This window comes from Pseudomonas graminis, assembly GCF_001705435.1.
GTDB lineage: Bacteria > Pseudomonadota > Gammaproteobacteria > Pseudomonadales > Pseudomonadaceae > Aquipseudomonas > Aquipseudomonas graminis_B.
The window spans coordinates 258,518-273,959 of record NZ_MDEN01000061.1; the positions used below are offsets into that span (position 1 = coordinate 258,518).

The following is a 15,442-nucleotide window of genomic DNA, read 5'->3' on the forward strand; positions in this document are numbered from 1 at the left end:
CCTCGCGAATTATTATGTCCGCTGTCGTCTCTTGAGCCCTGCTGCTAAGCCTATCAACCACTATCGCGGCCCCAGTTCCAGCGCTTATAGAGGAATTAGCAATATCCAGATGGTTTTCCTGCTCGGTTATGTTAGATGCACCGTTAACTATGTAGATGGCATTCACTTCACCCACGATGCTGCTGTTATCCGTTACATGAGCGACTCCACCGCTAAGACGCATACCTCCGGCCTTAAGCGCCCCATCAGCACTGATTCCCTTCACTACTGAATTGGCGAGCCAAATCTCCCCCGTTGCACCGACCCCCAGTCCGTACAGACTTCCAGTGATAGAGCTATTAGTAACATGAGCTTGAGAGCGCGTGATCAGATCGGTTTCAGTAAGCAGGAGTTGCAATCCCAGCCCTTGCGCATTTTCAACTGTTGTGCCGACTAGTTTCAGGTCTCCAGAGCTTACAGCAATCCCATTCCTCACTAATCCAGCATGAACATTCACCTCCGAATGACTCATAGCGATGGAGTTAACGACCCCGCCTTCCAAGACATTTAATATGCCACCGTTCGTCACCAAATAACTTTGAGAGGCCGCTGAAGAATCCACGTTAACAATAGTGTCGTCGACTGGCACGAAGGACTCGTCGGATTTCTTCGGCGTCGGTAGGTTATAACGGTCGACATCCGCGAACTTGGTAAATTCAAGCGCCGTCGGCACGAAGCTTACCTGTTGAGCCCAAAGCGCTGGCGAAATCACACCCATCGCCAGTGCTAAAACGTTTGGTTTCGCTCCTAATAGCAAAACTTCCCTGAGTGACGACACATCGCCTCCGATATCTGTGTATGGAAAGCAACGAGTATGGGCGCGCGATCGGCAACTAGGGAAAGTGGCCAAAAAATATCGAGTAGGAAACATCCGAAAAATATGAAGTCTGCGGCCTACATCTTTGAGGCTGAAACGCTAGCAAAACCGAGGATTCACGACCTAATAAGTGCATGACTGTATTACGACAAGGAAATATTCATCTTACACAGACCTGGCTTTCCTACAAATCCGATCTTACCGCTTCGTTGACACGCCCTAGAAAACGCTATTATTTAAATCAGGAAATGGCACTCCACCACTTCACAAAGATCCTGTCGGATGCATACAAATCCGAACAACAAAATAAGCGAACTCAAGGAATCAAACATGTCCAATATCAAAATAGCACCCACCATTATCCGCTCTCGAAGCAGCCGAGAGCCGCTGCCATTAAAAGCTCCCGACGTTGCAGTCGCATTTCATGACGCAGACAATCTCGGTCTGATCCCTGTGGTAAACCTGAGTACCCCTGTAATTGTCGACCTCGAGGTATGGGATGCCGCTGAACCCGGATATACCTATCAATTAACATGGAACGGAACTCCGTCCGGACCAGAAAAGGTCATTCAGGCGAATGAGAAACCGGGAGATCCCCTTACTCTCGAGATACCGGTCGACTTTCTCAAAGAGGGCGTCCATAGACTGACGTACCGAACTTACAGTCCTGCTGCCGACTCAGAAAATTTCTCCGAAGAGTTTCCTGTGGTTATCGACCGCACGGCTCCTGGCATGCCTCAGCTCGCCGCAATCCAGTTCCCTGTGGAAGTTCAGAATGGCCTGACGTCCGTTGAGCTGGCCCAGCTGGGCAATAAGCTCGAGGTTCAGGTTGCTGGGTACACTGGCATGGCGAAGCATGACGTCATCCATACGTACTGGGGTGAGGTGGCTGGTCCGATAGCCGTCGTAGACCAAAATGACATGGGCCTCAACAAAGTGGTGTTCAACTTCGAGCGGGACTTTCTTGAATCAATTACATCTGGAGGCCACGATGTACTCTATCGGGTGGTAGACAGGGCGGGCAACATTTCTGAGGAGTCGCTCGCGGTAAACGTGGTGCTGTTGCTTGAGGAGATTCCGGATAACTATCCGGCACCTCTACTTGATCCTGCCATCGGTTCACTGATTGACTACATGGAAGCCAAACCCGGAGTACAAGTGGATATTCCACACTACCCAGGGGCGGCAGCGTTTGATCAAATTACACTGTACTGGGGTAAGAATTATCCGATGCTCCCAGTCCAAATCCCCCCTGGCAATGAAAACGAAGATATTTTGCTATCCCTGAAGGTTCCTTACGAAACCTTAGCGGTGGCGCCGATCGGTAATATTTCGATCACCTACAGTGTTACTCGACAGAACCAGCCAAATGGTACTTCGCTGCCAACTGTAGTAGACGTTTATCTCACCCTACCAGTACCTGAACTCTCAAAAGCACCCACCATTCAGGGTACCAGCCTTGCAAGCCCAAACAAGGATGATAATTTTATTGATGAGGAAGATTACGAGTACAACAGTAGGGCAATCATCAGTTGGAGCGAATCTTTCAAAGTAAATGACGACCTACATCTTTTTTGGGGAGATCAGCAGCGACTGCAATGGTACCAGATTAAAGAAGAGGATCTTATTGCTTCATCGGACCTCGTGATTCCGGTCGCTAACTCGATTATGAAAGCGCAAGGCACAGGGGCCGAGATCCCGGTCCGTTACGCAGTGGCTCGGCAGGGTAACCCTAACCTGACTCTATCCCCAGTTCAGCAGGTTACTGTCCGCTCAAAAGAGAATCTTCCGGGTGGACCGGAAGGAATCGAAGGTCCGGCGTTTAAGCTGAACCCGGCAGGCTATATCTCTCAGAGCGTAGCGCCTGACGGCACTGATGGGTACGTAGTGCCCTACGCCAATATCACCGAAAATCAAAAATTGTTTTTTACTTTCAAGGGCTTTGATAGAGAAAACAACCCACTCGATTCTGCCACCTACACCGCGAGTCGCGAGCTTGATGATCAAGACATTGTGAACGGGTACAGCTTCCGAGTGCCATACAATATTTTGAGAACCATTTGTCGCGGATTTTGTGAAGCATATATCAGAGTTGATCCAGCGCCTGGCAGCAACCAAAGCTCGGTAACTTCAAAGGTCACACGCGTGCCTGTTGAGATGCGCGAGTCGAGCGAAGCAGTCTGTTCCATTAACTAACGAAACTAGCGGACAGGACTGATTCAACCGGGCCTGTCCGTCTATTCTTAAGAGGCAATACTAATGACATCGCAGCATGTGACCAGTGCAACCGCTCCAATCCCGTTGGCACTGCCAACTATTCCAGCAGCACTCGCCGAAGGATTAATTCCTAACAGCGAGTTGACCACGCCGATTACTGTTAACTTTCCGGTTTGGCAGGCAGCTGAGCCGCAATACACTTACCAGCTAGTATTTGATGGGGAGCGCGTCTTGCCGGAAAAGGAAATCCAGTCAACGGATAAGCCTGGAGACTTGCTGACCGTTCAGATCCCTGTGTCGCTGCTCTCAGAGGGCACTCATGCCGTCTCTTACCGTGTCTACAGTCCGTTCAGCGACTCTGAAGTTTTCTCCGGCACAACCCCCATCCAAATCGACCGAACCGCCCCAGGCGCACCACAACTCGCCCCCATCATCTTCCCCGACGTGATCCAGAACGGCCTGACCTCCTCCGAGCTGGAAGGCCTCAACAATATCCTCCCGGGCAAGATTGCAGGGTACAGCGGCATGGCCGCTGGCGACGAAATCCGCACCTATTGGGGTCCGCTGGAGGGGCCGATGACCGTCGTTGATGCCAACGACATGGGCCTGAACCGGGTGATGGTGGACTTCACGCGTCCGTTCATGGAACAGGCGGACTGCCAGACGTCCGCGGTCACCTATACCGTCACCGACCGCGCGGGCAACGTGTCGATGGTCTCCGATCCGGTGATGATCCAGCTCGACCTGGGGATGCGCCAACCGCTGCCGGCACCGGTCATCCGCGAAGCCAATAATCAGATCCTGGACCCGGCCGATGCGGTGAATGGCGCCACATTGGTGATCGATGCCACGGCTGATCTGCGCGAAGGCGAAACGGTCATTGCTCACTGGAATGGTCCGAAGGGCAACGATCGCCAGGAGAACATCATTTCGGCCGCTGAAGCCGGGCAGGCCCTGGCGCTGGTGTTCCCTGGCAGCGTAGTCGCGGTCAATGACGGGCAAAACGTCGAGGTGTCATACACCGTGACGCGCGGCAGCGGCATCGTGCAGGAATCGGCCAAACTTGCGCTGAAGATCATGAGTGCTGCGCTGGAACTGCCCGCGCCAACGGTCGACACGGTCGGGCCAGACGGCGTTCTGCGTCCTTCACTGATTACCGGCTGGGACGCGATGGTGCGTGTCAGTTATCGCGGGATGGACCCTAGGGATCTGGTGCGAGTGCGCTGGGTCGGCGCACGCACGTTCGAGACCATGATGATGAATGTCGGCAGCATGACGGAACTGGTCTTTGGCGTGCCCAAAATGTTGATCGAGATGAGCATCGGCAGCACCGCGACCCTCAACTACATTGTGACGCGCAATGGCGTCGACATGGAGTCCGAGCCCCTGCAACTTCAGGTGCGCGAGGGCATGATGTTTGACACGTCTCCGGTGACCCTGGCCGGTAAGGTCTACCTGCTGCCCGCTTATCCGGATTTGCTGCCGGCATTCCCGAGTGGTACTACGGTCCATCGCATCGCCAGCGGCGGTAGCCCTCCTTATACCTATTCGACCAGCGATGCGAAGGTGGCCGTCGTAGCAGCGTCCGGCTGGACATCGGTGCGCGGCAACGGCGTGGCAACCATCACCGTCACCGATTCAGCAGGCGAACAGCAGAGTTACGACGTAACCGTCACCGGCGTCATCGAATGCCACGGCATCGGCTCCGGCAACCTGACTCAAATCTCCAACGCCGCGAACCGCATCGGCGGGCGCATCCCGAGCATCCATGAGCTGATCGAGATCTATAACGCCTATGGAAACCGCTGGCCGATGGGCAACGGCAACTATTGGTCCTCCACCGTTGCCAAGAACGTGTTCGGTGCGAAGTGGTACTACGTGAAGAACCTCAACACCGGCAAGGATTTCAAACTGCTGCACATCAATGGCAGCCTGGGCGTTGCAATTCGCTGATTCGCCAGTTCGCTAATCTGTCACTCGCGCGAGCCTGCGAGCTTCACCACCTGGCATTAATGAAATAAGCAGCACCCCCTTTCAAAGACGTCGTCGCCACCCGACGGCGTCTTATAAGTGTGCGGTGCCCACCCAGCCCCTAAAACCCATTCACGGAAATCTCGGAAAAATGCCGGCAAAACCACCCCTTCGACGACCGCAGGCAGCGGCGGCGCGCGGCACGTTCAGCGCCACTGTCAACGGCCACCCTTTCATCACCCATAGCCTGAGTGCCATGGCGTGCCTGCGCCCGGGCCGGTCGGATCCGACCACGTGCCGAATCTGGAAGATCCTCGCCACCGGCACGGTTCGTCGGCACCGCACCATGATCGGCCTGTTCATCGACGAAACGGTGCAGCCCGGCAACCACAACCTGCTGCGCAACGATCAGATCACCGTTATCTATCACCTGACCCCCACGCGGATGGCGAAGATTTATCACTCGCGTGATCTGCAGCAAGGCAACCTGACGCTGCTGGGCTGCGATGCCGCATCCGGCGCGCTGCACGGCAACTTCGAGTTTGCGGTCCCGACCAAGGACTTCCACGTGACCGACGGCCGGTTCGACCTGGTCTGTGACCTAAACGCCGAGGAACATCCTGCTATCCGATCAGCCGACGCGCCATAAGCTCGGCGATTTCCTGCATGCACGCCTCGACACTGAGGCCGGATGATTTCAACGGCTTGAGGTCATGGTTGGCCGTCGGCACCCAGTGCACGTCAATGGCCTTCGACAGCTCGTACGCTTCAACTGCCTCTCGATTGCCCAGCGCATCCCGTTCGCCCTGAATGATCAGCGTCGGCGTCTTAAGTTCCGCCAGGTGCGCGACCCGCGGCTTCTCGGGTTTACCTGCCGCGTAGAACGGATAGCCCAGACAGAACAACCCATCGGCTTCCACGTCGTCAGCAATGACACTGGCCATGCGTCCGCCCATGGATTTGCCACCGATCGCCACTCGCCCGCTCACTCCCCCACGCACCGCGGCGTACACCCCGTGCCAGCACTCCAGCAATTTCGGCTGAGGATTGGGAGGTCGTCTGCGCCCGTCGATTCGGCGCTGGGCCATGTAGGGGAATTCAAAGCGCAGCACGCCAACACCCAAGGCCGCCAGACGCGTGGCGATGTCGTTCATGAAGTCGCTGTCCATCGGGGCGCCCGCGCCGTGAGCGAGAATCAGCGTCGATGGTGCGTCCGCCGCCGGGCCGGTCGGCGCATTCCAGACCCAGCCGTGCTCATGCGCCAGTTGCGCGCAATGATCGGCCGTTCGCCTCGCCGCCTGTTGTTTGCTCATGCCGGTCTCTTCTTTCAAAACATTGATCACCCACCGACTGAGGCGGGCACCACGGCCGCCATTATGCAGCAACGTCGGCGTGCCATGACCCTGCGCGCCAATTGCCCCGTGCCGACAGCAAGGGTTCAGCTCCCAGGCGTTATTCTGGCGCGGCACTTCGGCAACGAGCACCGAATCCTGAGCGCCCCAACCTGCACACAACCGGGCGGTTTCATCGACGGAATATGCTTTTTGTCCGCTCCGGACGATCACCCGTGACGATCGCCGGCCTTTCTGCCAGCTCGGGCCAATTATTTTTGGGCAGAACCAAGTGCCAATGTCAGCGGCTTTTTGTATACAACTTCGTTGTGGAAACGCTCTCTCGACGCGCAGGAACAGCAGGCAGAGAACCGTTTCAGCTATCTCCGGAAATGGTTGATCGCCGCGTCCCGGCCAAGGCGCGGCAACTTCCCCTCGAGCGCGGCCAAGTGTCGCAGGTGCGGCGCCAAAGCCTTCCCTCCGCGATCATTCGCGTCTAAGCTGTGTCCGCACAGTGGACCGGCGACAGCTAGCCACAGGCCCAGCGACAAGATTGTGCCCGGCAACGCAACCCTCTTGCAGACAAGCAGCCCCAGCGCTGTTTTCACCCGCAGGGTTGTATCCAATCCCTCCCACTCACGCGCGCGATCCAGCTCGACCTGTCTTCCTTCCTCCAGGCCACTCAGCCAGAACCCTCCCACGCCTCGGCGACCGGGCGTCTGCGTGCACCGCGTCTATCGCTTCCTCGATCCCCAGCCACGCCACTGCGTGACGGGTGACGCGCGATCGAAGGTGCGGCTGTTACCACACTAATAAAATACACACCGTGGAACCTGACATGAGCACAGCACCCAGTCCGACTGCTTATAACTACAAGGTCGTCCGCCAGTTCGCCATCATGACGGTGGTCTGGGGCATCATCGGCATGGGCCTGGGCGTCTTCATCGCCTCCCAGTTGGTGTGGCCTGACCTGAATTTCGGTTTGCCGTGGACCACATTCGGTCGACTTCGCCCCCTGCACACCAACCTGGTGATCTTCGCGTTCGGCGGCTGTGCACTGTTCGGCACCTCTTATTACGTGGTCCAGCGAACCTGTCAGACGCGGCTGATTTCCGACGGACTGGCGGCCTTTCATTTCTGGGGCTGGCAGGCGGTGATCATCGGCGCCATCGTCAGCCTGCCGATGGGTTACACCACCACCAAGGAATACGCCGAGCTCGAATGGCCGATTGCGATCCTGCTGACGGTTGTCTGGATCGCCTACGGCGCGGTGTTTTTCGGCACCATCGTCAAACGCAAAACCAAACACATTTATGTCGCCAACTGGTTCTATGGCGCGTTCATTGTGGTCACGGCGATGCTGCACATCGTCAACCACATCTCGCTGCCGGTGAGCCTCTTTAAATCCTATTCCGCCTATGCCGGCGCCACCGATGCCATGATCCAGTGGTGGTACGGGCACAACGCCGTCGGCTTTTTCCTCACCACCGGCTTTCTCGGGATGATGTATTACTTCGTGCCGAAACAGGCCGAACGCCCGATCTATTCCTATCGCCTGTCCATCGTGCATTTCTGGGCGCTGATCACCCTGTACATCTGGGCGGGCCCGCACCACCTGCACTACACCGCCCTGCCCGACTGGGCGCAATCACTGGGAATGGTGATGTCGATCATCCTGCTAGTGCCGAGCTGGGGCGGCATGATCAACGGCATGATGACCCTCTCGGGCGCATGGCATAAGTTGCGCACCGACCCGATTCTGCGCTTCCTCGTGCTGTCGCTGGCGTTCTACGGGATGTCGACGTTCGAGGGGCCGATGATGGCGATCAAGACCGTCAATGCGCTTTCTCACTACACCGACTGGACCATCGGCCACGTTCACTCGGGCGCGCTGGGCTGGGTGGCGATGATCACCATCGGCGCCGTCTACCACATGATCCCGAAACTCTATGGCCGTGCGCAGATGCACAGCGTCGCGCTGATCAACACGCACTTCTGGCTCGCCACTGTCGGCACCGTCCTCTACATCGCCGCGATGTGGGTCAACGGCATCACCCAGGGGCTGATGTGGCGGGCGATCAACGATGACGGCACCCTGACCTACTCGTTCGTCGAGGCCCTGCAGGCCAGTCATCCGGGGTATATCGTCCGCGCCTTGGGCGGTGCGATTTTCGCCAGCGGCATGCTGTTCATGGCCTACAACGTGTTCCGCACCATTCGCGCAGCGAACACGGAAGAAGCCGAAGCCGCCGCGCAGATTGCTGTCGTGGGGGCCCACTGATGATCAAGCACGAAGCACTGGAAAAGAACATCGGCCTGTTGTCGATCTTCATGGTCATCGCGGTGGCGATCGGCGGGCTGACGCAGATCGTCCCGCTGTTCTTTCAGGACGTCACCACCCTGCCCGTCGAGGGCATGAAGCCGCGCCCGGCGCTGGAGCTCGAAGGCCGCGACGTCTACATCGCCAACGGCTGCGTGGGTTGCCATTCGCAGATGATCCGGCCGTTCCGCGCCGAAACCGAGCGCTACGGGCATTACTCGGTGGCCGGTGAGAGCGTCTGGGATCACCCGTTTCTGTGGGGCTCCAAACGCACCGGGCCGGACCTGGCGCGGGTCGGCGGTCGCTACTCGGATGACTGGCACCGCGCCCATTTAAACAACCCGCGGGACCTGGTGCCGGAGTCGATCATGCCGGCCTACCCCTTCCTGGCGGACACCAAAATCGACGGCCAGCTGACCGGCAAGAAGATGGAAGTGCTGCGCAGCCTGGGCGTGCCGTACACCGATGCCGACATCGCCGGCGCGAGCGACGCGGTGAAGGGCAAGACCGAAATGGATGCGCTGGTGGCCTATCTCCAAGGCCTGGGCACCCTCATCAAGAGCAAACGGTGATCGCCATGGACATGGGAACGATTCGAGGCCTGGGCACCGTTGTGGTGATGGTCGCCTTCATCGGTCTGGCGTTGTGGGTGTACAGCCCGCGGCGCAAGGCGGAATTCGACGATGCAACGCTGCTGCCGTTTGCCGATGACCCCGAGGCGATTGCGCAGGTCAGGCAGGCGCAGGACCAGAGCAAAGCGCACACACACTCGAACGCCGAAAGGAGCCCGAAACCATGAGCACCTTCTGGAGCCTTTACGTCACGGTGCTGACCCTGGGCACGATCTTAGCGATGGGCTGGCTGCTGATCGCGACGCGCAAGGGCCAGCGCACCGACACCACCGATGAAACCGTCGGCCACGCCTTCGACGGCATCGAGGAGTACGACAACCCGCTGCCCAAGTGGTGGTTCTGGCTGTTCATCGGCACGATCATCTTCGCCTTGGGTTATCTCGCGTTTTACCCGGGCCTGGGCAACTGGAAGGGCCTGTTGCCGGGCTATGACTACGCCGACAACGACAAGAAAATCCCGTTTTCCGACGGTGCCACCGGCTGGACCGGCGTGCACGAATGGGAAAAGGAAATGGTCCGCTCGGAGGCGCGCTACGGGCCGATCTACGCCAGATTCGCAGCGATGCCCATTGAAGACGTGGCCAAGGACCCGCAGGCACTGAAGATGGGGGGACGCCTGTTCGCGTCGAATTGCTCGGTCTGCCACGGCTCCGACGCCAAGGGCGCCTACGGCTTCCCCAACCTGACCGACGCCGACTGGCGCTGGGGCGGTGATGCGCAGAGCATCAAAACCTCCATCCTCAACGGCCGTCATGCGGTGATGCCGGCGTGGGGGGCGGTGATCGGCGATCAAGGCGTGCGCGACGTGTCGGCTTACGTGCTGACCCAACTGAACGGGCGCACACTGCCGGCTGATGCGAAAGCCGATCCGGTGGCAGGCGCGAAAATCTATGCCACTACTTGCGTTGCCTGCCACGGGCCGGAGGGCAAAGGCGTTGCCGCACTGGGTGCCCCGGACCTGACCCACCCCGGCGCGTTCATCTACGGCGCCAGCTTTGCGCAGCTGCAACAGACCATCCAGTATGGCCGCCAGGGGCAAATGCCAGCCCAGGCGTTGTTGCAGGGCAACGACCGGGTGCACTTGCTGGCGGCGTACGTTTACAGCCTTTCCCACGGTGAAGAACCGGCGGCAAAGCCCGAGTGAAGGATATCGCCGTCGCACACGCTGATGATTCGGCCCGAAGGGCGTAGGACGCTGCCATGAGCAATCAGATTCCGCTGCACAACGTCACGCCGCCGACTGAAAAGGACGGCGACACCGTTGACCTGTATGCCTCGCGGGAGAAGATCTACACCCGCGCGTTCACCGGGGTGTTCCGCACGCTGCGCATGGGTGGCGGCGCGGTGTTGTTCCTGCTGTATTTCGGCACGGTCTGGCTCAACTGGGGCGCGCATCAGGCGGTGTGGTGGAACCTGCCGGAGCGCAAGTTCTACATCTTCGGCGCGACGTTCTGGCCGCAGGATTTCATTCTGCTGTCGGGCATCCTGATCGTCAGCGCGTTCGGGCTGTTCTTCATTACCGTGTTCGCCGGGCGCGTCTGGTGCGGTTACACCTGCCCGCAAAGCGTGTGGACGTGGGTGTTCATGTGGTGCGAAAAGGTCACCGAAGGCGACCGCCATCAGCGCATCAAACTCGACAAGGCGCCCATGGACGCCAACAAGTTCGCGCGCAAGTTCGCCAAGCACAGCCTCTGGCTGCTGATCGGGTTGGTCACCGGTCTGACTTTCGTCGGCTACTTCTCGCCCATCCGCGAACTGCTGGTGGATTTCTTCACCGGCCAGGCCGATGGCTGGTCGTATTTCTGGGTCGGTTTCTTCACCCTCGCCACCTATGTCAACGCCGGCTGGCTGCGGGAACAGGTGTGCATTCATATGTGCCCCTACGCGCGCTTTCAGAGCGTGATGTTCGACAAGGACACACTGATCGTTTCTTACGACCCACGGCGCGGCGAGGCACGGGGTGCGCGCAAGAAGGAAACGGATTACAAGGCTGAAGGTCTCGGCGACTGCATCGATTGCACGATGTGCGTGCAGGTCTGCCCCACCGGCATCGACATCCGCGACGGCTTGCAGATCGAATGCATCGGTTGCGCGGCGTGCATCGATGCCTGCGATTCGATCATGGACAAGATGGACTACCCGCGCGGCTTGATCAGTTACACCACCGAACACAACCTTTCCGGTCAGGTAACCCATACACTGCGGCCGCGGTTGATCGGCTATGGCCTGGTGTTGCTGGTGATGATCGGCGGGCTCACCGCTGCGTTTCTCACCCGCTCGCTGGTCGGTCTGGACGTCAGCAAGGACCGCATGCTGTACCGGGAAAACGCTGACGGCCGGATCGAAAACGTCTACAGCCTGAAAATCATGAACAAGGACCAGCTCGACCACACCTATGTGCTCGACGCCACAGGATTGCCGGACCTGAAGCTGCAAGGCCGTCGCGAGATCAAGGTGCCGGCGGGCGAGATCATCAGCCTGCCGGTGGAGCTGTCGGTCGCGCCCCAGCAACTGCCGTCGAGCAGCAACGAGGTCAGTTTCATCCTCAGGGACGTCGAGCAGAGCGGCACCGAAGTCCACGCCAAGAGCCGTTTCCTCGGCCCGCCCATTCGCTGAGAGAGGTCGGAAATGACCCCAGTCACCGCAGCACGTCCCTGGCACCGGCATCTATGGCCGTGGATCATCATCGGCATTCTGGCCTGCTCGGTGGCGTTGACCCTGGCCATGGTCACCATCGCCGTCACCCACCCGGACAACCTGGTCACCGACAACTATTACGAGACCGGCAAAGGCATCAATCGCTCACTCGATCGCGAGTTGCTGGGTCAGTCCCTCAACCTGCACGCCCGCGTGGCTCTCGACGAGCTGACCGGCGAAGTGGATGTGCAACTGAGCGGCACCAGCCAGCCGGAAACCCTGGTCCTGAACCTGATCTCCCCAACCCAGCCGGACAAAGACCGCAAAGTGGTGCTGGCGCGCACGCCGTCGCAGCCGGGGCGCTACGTCGGGCAGCTGGCCGACAGGGTCGAAGGCCGGCGTTTCGTCGAATTGCTGGGAGTGGAGAACGCCCAGACCTGGCGCCTGTTCGAAGAAGAACGGATCGTTCCCGGGCAGCCACTGACCCTGGGCGACGAGCCGCTTCAGGGCGCTGGCGGGCATTGACGTGAAAGCGACTGAGGGAATTACCCTGCGGCCTTGCTACCACTGCACGCTACCGGTCCCGCCGGGCGGGCGCTTCGTCGCTTCGGTGCTGGGTGAGGCGCGGGAATTCTGCTGCCCCGGCTGTCAGGCCGTGGCCCACGCCATCGTTGCCGGCGACCTGGAAAGCTACTACCTGCATCGCAGCGAAGCGTCGGTCAATCCGCAGGTGTTGCCCTCGCCGTCAGCCGATGAACAGGCCCTCTTTGATCGTCCCGACGTGCAAGCGCCCTTTGTCCGCCATGACACCCCCTCTGGCGATGTCGCCGGCGATGTGGCTGAAACGACGCTGATGATCGAAGGCATCACCTGCGCGGCGTGCGGCTGGCTGATCGAGCGGCATCTGCGCATGTTGCCCGCCGTGGTCGAAGCGCGGCTCAACCTGTCCAATCACCGCTTGCACCTGCGCTGGCATGACCAGCCATTACCCTTGAGCGAGGTCCTGTCCGAGCTGCGCGGCATCGGTTACGCCGCTCACCCTTATCAGGCGGATGCAGCCACCGAGCGCCTGGCCCTGGAAAACCGTCGCAGCCTGCGTCAACTGGGCGTCGCCGGGCTGCTGTGGTTTCAGGCGATGATGGCGACCATGGCGACCTGGCCCGAATTCAACATCGACCTCAGCCCGGAAATGCACACAATCCTGCGTTGGGTGGCGATGTTTCTGACGACGCCCATCGTGTTCTACAGCTGCGCGCCGTTCTTCAAAGGGGCGCTGCGCGACCTGCACGCCCGCCATCTGACCATGGACGTTTCGGTGTCGCTGGCGATTGGCGCGGCGTACGTTGCGGGCCTCTGGACGGCGGTCACCGGGGTCGGCGAATTGTATTTCGACGCGGTCGGCATGTTCGCGCTGTTCCTGCTTAGCGGCCGCTACCTCGAACGCCGCGCCCGGGAACGCACCCGCTTAGCGACCGAGCAACTGGTCAATCTGCTGCCGGCCTCCTGCCTGCGACTGGATGCGGACGGTCAGACCGAGCGTGTCCTGACTGATCAGTTGCGTGTGCACGATCACGTGCTGGTGCACCCCGGCGCAATGTTGCCGGCGGACGGCCGAATCATCGCGGGTCGCTCGAGCATCGACGAATCGCTGCTCACCGGGGAGTACCTGCCTCAGCCGCGCCAGGTGGGAGACGCCGTTACCGCCGGCACCGCCAATAGTGAAAGCGTGCTCACTGTGGAAGTGCTCGCGTTGGGCGCTGACACCCGGCTCTCCGCCGTCGTCCGACTGCTGGACCGCGCACAATCGGAGAAGCCGCCCCTGGCGCAGATGGCGGACCGCGCGGCGCAGTGGTTTTTGCTGATTTCGCTGGTGCTGGCGGCGTGTGTCGGTGTGGTCTGGTGGCAGCTCGATGCCGGCCGCGCATTCTGGATCGTGCTGGCGATGCTGGTCGCCACTTGCCCGTGCGCCTTGTCGCTGGCGACCCCGACCGCGCTGACCGCCGCCACCGGCACGCTGCACAGGCTCGGGCTGCTGCTGACCCGAGGCCATGTGCTGGAGGGGCTGAACCGGATCGATACGGTGATCTTCGACAAGACCGGCACGCTGACCGAAGGGCGCCTGACGTTGAGGGCGGTTCGCAGCCTTGGCGCCCTGAGCAGTGACGACTGTTTGAGCCTGGCAGCGGCGCTGGAAAGTCGGTCTGAACACCCGATTGCCCGGGCGTTCGGCAAAACGCCGCTGACCGCTGAACGGGTGGTCGCGACGCCGGGCCTGGGCCTGGAAGGCGAGGTCAACGGGCGCCTCTTGCGCATCGGTCAGCCCGGGTTTGTCTGCGCCTTGAGTGGCGTCGCCGTGCCCTCCATGCCGGAGGAGCCCGGTCAGTGGTTGCTGCTGGGGGATGACACCCAAGCCCTCGCCTGGCTGGTGCTGGATGATCGGCTGCGGGACGACGCCGCAGGGTTGGTCACCGCGTGCAAACAGCGCGGCTGGCAGACGTTGTTGTTGTCCGGCGACAGTTCGCCCATGGTGTCCATTGTCGCGACTCAGTTGCAGATCGATGACGCCCGGGGCAGCCTGCGGCCGGATGACAAACTCGCCATTCTGCAAGGGCTGCGCGCCGAGGGCCGGACCCTTCTGGTGATCGGCGACGGGGTCAATGATGTGCCGATGCTGGCGGCGGCCGACATCAGCATCGCCATGGGCTCGGCCACCGATCTGGCCAAGACCAGCGCCGATGCGGTGCTGCTGTCGAATCGTCTGCACGTGTTGGTCGATGCGTTTGGCCTCGCTCGGCGCACGCGGCGGATCATTCTGGAAAACCTGGCGTGGGCCGGGTTGTACAACGGGCTGGTGCTGCCCTTCGCGGCGCTGGGCTGGGTGACGCCGTTGTGGGCGGCGGCGGGAATGTCGGTGAGTTCGCTGGTGGTGGTGTTGAATGCGTTACGTCTGACGCGGATGAAGCCGATTTCTGCAGAATCCATGGCTGCCCGTCAGACGGTGACCCCATGAACCCACGCCCCGATTCGGAGGCCCGATGCCTGCGCTCTACATCATGATTCCGGTGGCGCTGCTGATTGTGGCGGTGGCCATTTATATTTTTTTCTGGGCGGTGGACAGCGGTCAGTACGACGACCTCGACGGCCCGGCCCACAGCATTCTGTTCGACGATCAGGATCCAGGGCACAAGGCTGGGGTGGATGAAGCGTCGGGGAAAGAGACATCGGCCGTCAAGAAGGATTCAGCCACATGAACCCGGTCCCTGTGGCAGTGAGCTTACTCACGAAGGCCGACAATCGACCGCTGCATATCCGTCGGATGTACCGGCCTCTTCGCGAGCAAGCTCGCTCCCACAGTCCATGCGTTGGCAGATATATCTGCGATGCCGTCAGGCTTGATGCATTTTCATGTGGGACGACCGGGGTAACGCTCCACCTTGCTCCCGAAGGCGTATCAACCGTCAACGCGAGATTCTCGGGT

At 60.0% G+C, this 15,442-nt stretch carries 12 protein-coding genes; 11 read left to right on the forward strand and 1 reads right to left on the reverse strand.

Going from position 1 to position 15,442, the window contains the following annotated elements:
* Positions 1–1,186: 1,186 nt before the first annotated feature.
* The 3 genes from BBI10_RS11830 (at position 1,187) to BBI10_RS11840 (ending at position 5,693) form a co-directional block, all read left to right on the forward strand.
* A complete protein-coding gene (locus tag BBI10_RS11830; RefSeq protein WP_065988685.1) occupies positions 1,187–3,052 on the forward strand; it encodes a hypothetical protein in 1,866 nt (621 codons plus the stop codon).
* A 63-nt stretch (positions 3,053–3,115) separates the two neighbouring features.
* Positions 3,116–5,026, forward strand: a complete 1,911-nt coding sequence (locus tag BBI10_RS11835; protein ID WP_244160346.1) for a hypothetical protein — start codon at positions 3,116–3,118, stop codon at positions 5,024–5,026.
* A gap of 169 nt (positions 5,027–5,195) precedes the next feature.
* On the forward strand, positions 5,196–5,693 hold the full coding sequence (locus BBI10_RS11840) for a hypothetical protein (RefSeq protein ID WP_065988687.1): 498 nt from the start codon (positions 5,196–5,198) through the stop codon (positions 5,691–5,693).
* Here the strand turns inward: BBI10_RS11840 and BBI10_RS11845 are convergent.
* Positions 5,668–6,357 (reverse strand): alpha/beta family hydrolase, encoded by a 690-nt coding sequence (locus tag BBI10_RS11845; RefSeq protein WP_065988761.1) that lies wholly within the window; start codon positions 6,355–6,357, stop codon positions 5,668–5,670. The genes BBI10_RS11840 and BBI10_RS11845 overlap by 26 nt on opposite strands.
* Before the next feature lie 856 nt (positions 6,358–7,213).
* On the opposite strand from BBI10_RS11845, the gene ccoN reads away from it, so the two are divergent.
* The 8 genes from ccoN to ccoS are packed head-to-tail and all read left to right on the forward strand — an operon-like array spanning position 7,214 to position 15,215.
* Complete coding sequence (gene ccoN, locus BBI10_RS11855; RefSeq protein WP_065988689.1) at positions 7,214–8,656, forward strand: cytochrome-c oxidase, cbb3-type subunit I; 1,443 nt, start codon at positions 7,214–7,216, stop codon at positions 8,654–8,656.
* On the forward strand, positions 8,656–9,267 hold the full coding sequence (gene ccoO / locus BBI10_RS11860) for a cytochrome-c oxidase, cbb3-type subunit II (protein WP_208600750.1): 612 nt from the start codon (positions 8,656–8,658) through the stop codon (positions 9,265–9,267). The genes ccoN and ccoO overlap by 1 nt, the downstream gene beginning before the upstream one ends.
* A 5-nt stretch (positions 9,268–9,272) precedes the next feature.
* Positions 9,273–9,494: a CcoQ/FixQ family Cbb3-type cytochrome c oxidase assembly chaperone gene (locus BBI10_RS11865; protein ID WP_065988763.1), complete on the forward strand. Its 222-nt coding sequence runs from the start codon at positions 9,273–9,275 to the stop codon at positions 9,492–9,494.
* On the forward strand, positions 9,491–10,471 hold the full coding sequence (gene ccoP / locus BBI10_RS11870; protein ID WP_065988690.1) for a cytochrome-c oxidase, cbb3-type subunit III: 981 nt from the start codon (positions 9,491–9,493) through the stop codon (positions 10,469–10,471). The genes BBI10_RS11865 and ccoP overlap by 4 nt, the downstream gene beginning before the upstream one ends.
* A 56-nt stretch (positions 10,472–10,527) precedes the next feature.
* Positions 10,528–11,943, forward strand: coding sequence for a cytochrome c oxidase accessory protein CcoG (ccoG, locus tag BBI10_RS11875; RefSeq protein WP_065988691.1), 1,416 nt, complete (start codon positions 10,528–10,530; stop codon positions 11,941–11,943).
* 12 nt (positions 11,944–11,955) lie between these two features.
* Entirely contained in the window at positions 11,956–12,489 is a 534-nt protein-coding gene (locus tag BBI10_RS11880) for a FixH family protein (RefSeq protein WP_065988692.1), read from the forward strand.
* Positions 12,490–12,508: 19 nt separating this feature from the next.
* Positions 12,509–14,974, forward strand: a complete 2,466-nt coding sequence (locus tag BBI10_RS11885; protein WP_065988764.1) for a heavy metal translocating P-type ATPase — start codon at positions 12,509–12,511, stop codon at positions 14,972–14,974.
* A gap of 25 nt (positions 14,975–14,999) precedes the next feature.
* Positions 15,000–15,215 carry a cbb3-type cytochrome oxidase assembly protein CcoS gene (ccoS, locus tag BBI10_RS11890; protein WP_065988693.1) on the forward strand — a complete coding sequence of 72 codons (216 nt, stop codon included), beginning with the start codon at positions 15,000–15,002 and terminating at the stop codon, positions 15,213–15,215.
* The last annotated feature ends 227 nt before the right edge of the window (positions 15,216–15,442 follow it).

Excerpts from the sequence above, each read along its gene's own strand:
- BBI10_RS11830 (WP_065988685.1), top strand. The coding sequence starts at position 1,187 with ATGTCCAATATCAAAATAGCACCCACCATTATCCGCTCTCGAAGCAGC.
- BBI10_RS11835 (WP_244160346.1), top strand. The coding sequence starts at position 3,116 with ATGACATCGCAGCATGTGACCAGTGCAACCGCTCCAATCCCGTTGGCA.
- BBI10_RS11840 (WP_065988687.1), top strand. The coding sequence starts at position 5,196 with ATGCCGGCAAAACCACCCCTTCGACGACCGCAGGCAGCGGCGGCGCGC.
- BBI10_RS11845 (WP_065988761.1), bottom strand. The coding sequence starts at position 6,357 with ATGAGCAAACAACAGGCGGCGAGGCGAACGGCCGATCATTGCGCGCAA.
- ccoN (WP_065988689.1), top strand. The coding sequence starts at position 7,214 with ATGAGCACAGCACCCAGTCCGACTGCTTATAACTACAAGGTCGTCCGC.
- ccoO (WP_208600750.1), top strand. The coding sequence starts at position 8,656 with ATGATCAAGCACGAAGCACTGGAAAAGAACATCGGCCTGTTGTCGATC.
- BBI10_RS11865 (WP_065988763.1), top strand. The coding sequence starts at position 9,273 with ATGGACATGGGAACGATTCGAGGCCTGGGCACCGTTGTGGTGATGGTC.
- ccoP (WP_065988690.1), top strand. The coding sequence starts at position 9,491 with ATGAGCACCTTCTGGAGCCTTTACGTCACGGTGCTGACCCTGGGCACG.
- ccoG (WP_065988691.1), top strand. The coding sequence starts at position 10,528 with ATGAGCAATCAGATTCCGCTGCACAACGTCACGCCGCCGACTGAAAAG.
- BBI10_RS11880 (WP_065988692.1), top strand. The coding sequence starts at position 11,956 with ATGACCCCAGTCACCGCAGCACGTCCCTGGCACCGGCATCTATGGCCG.
- ccoS (WP_065988693.1), top strand. The coding sequence starts at position 15,000 with ATGCCTGCGCTCTACATCATGATTCCGGTGGCGCTGCTGATTGTGGCG.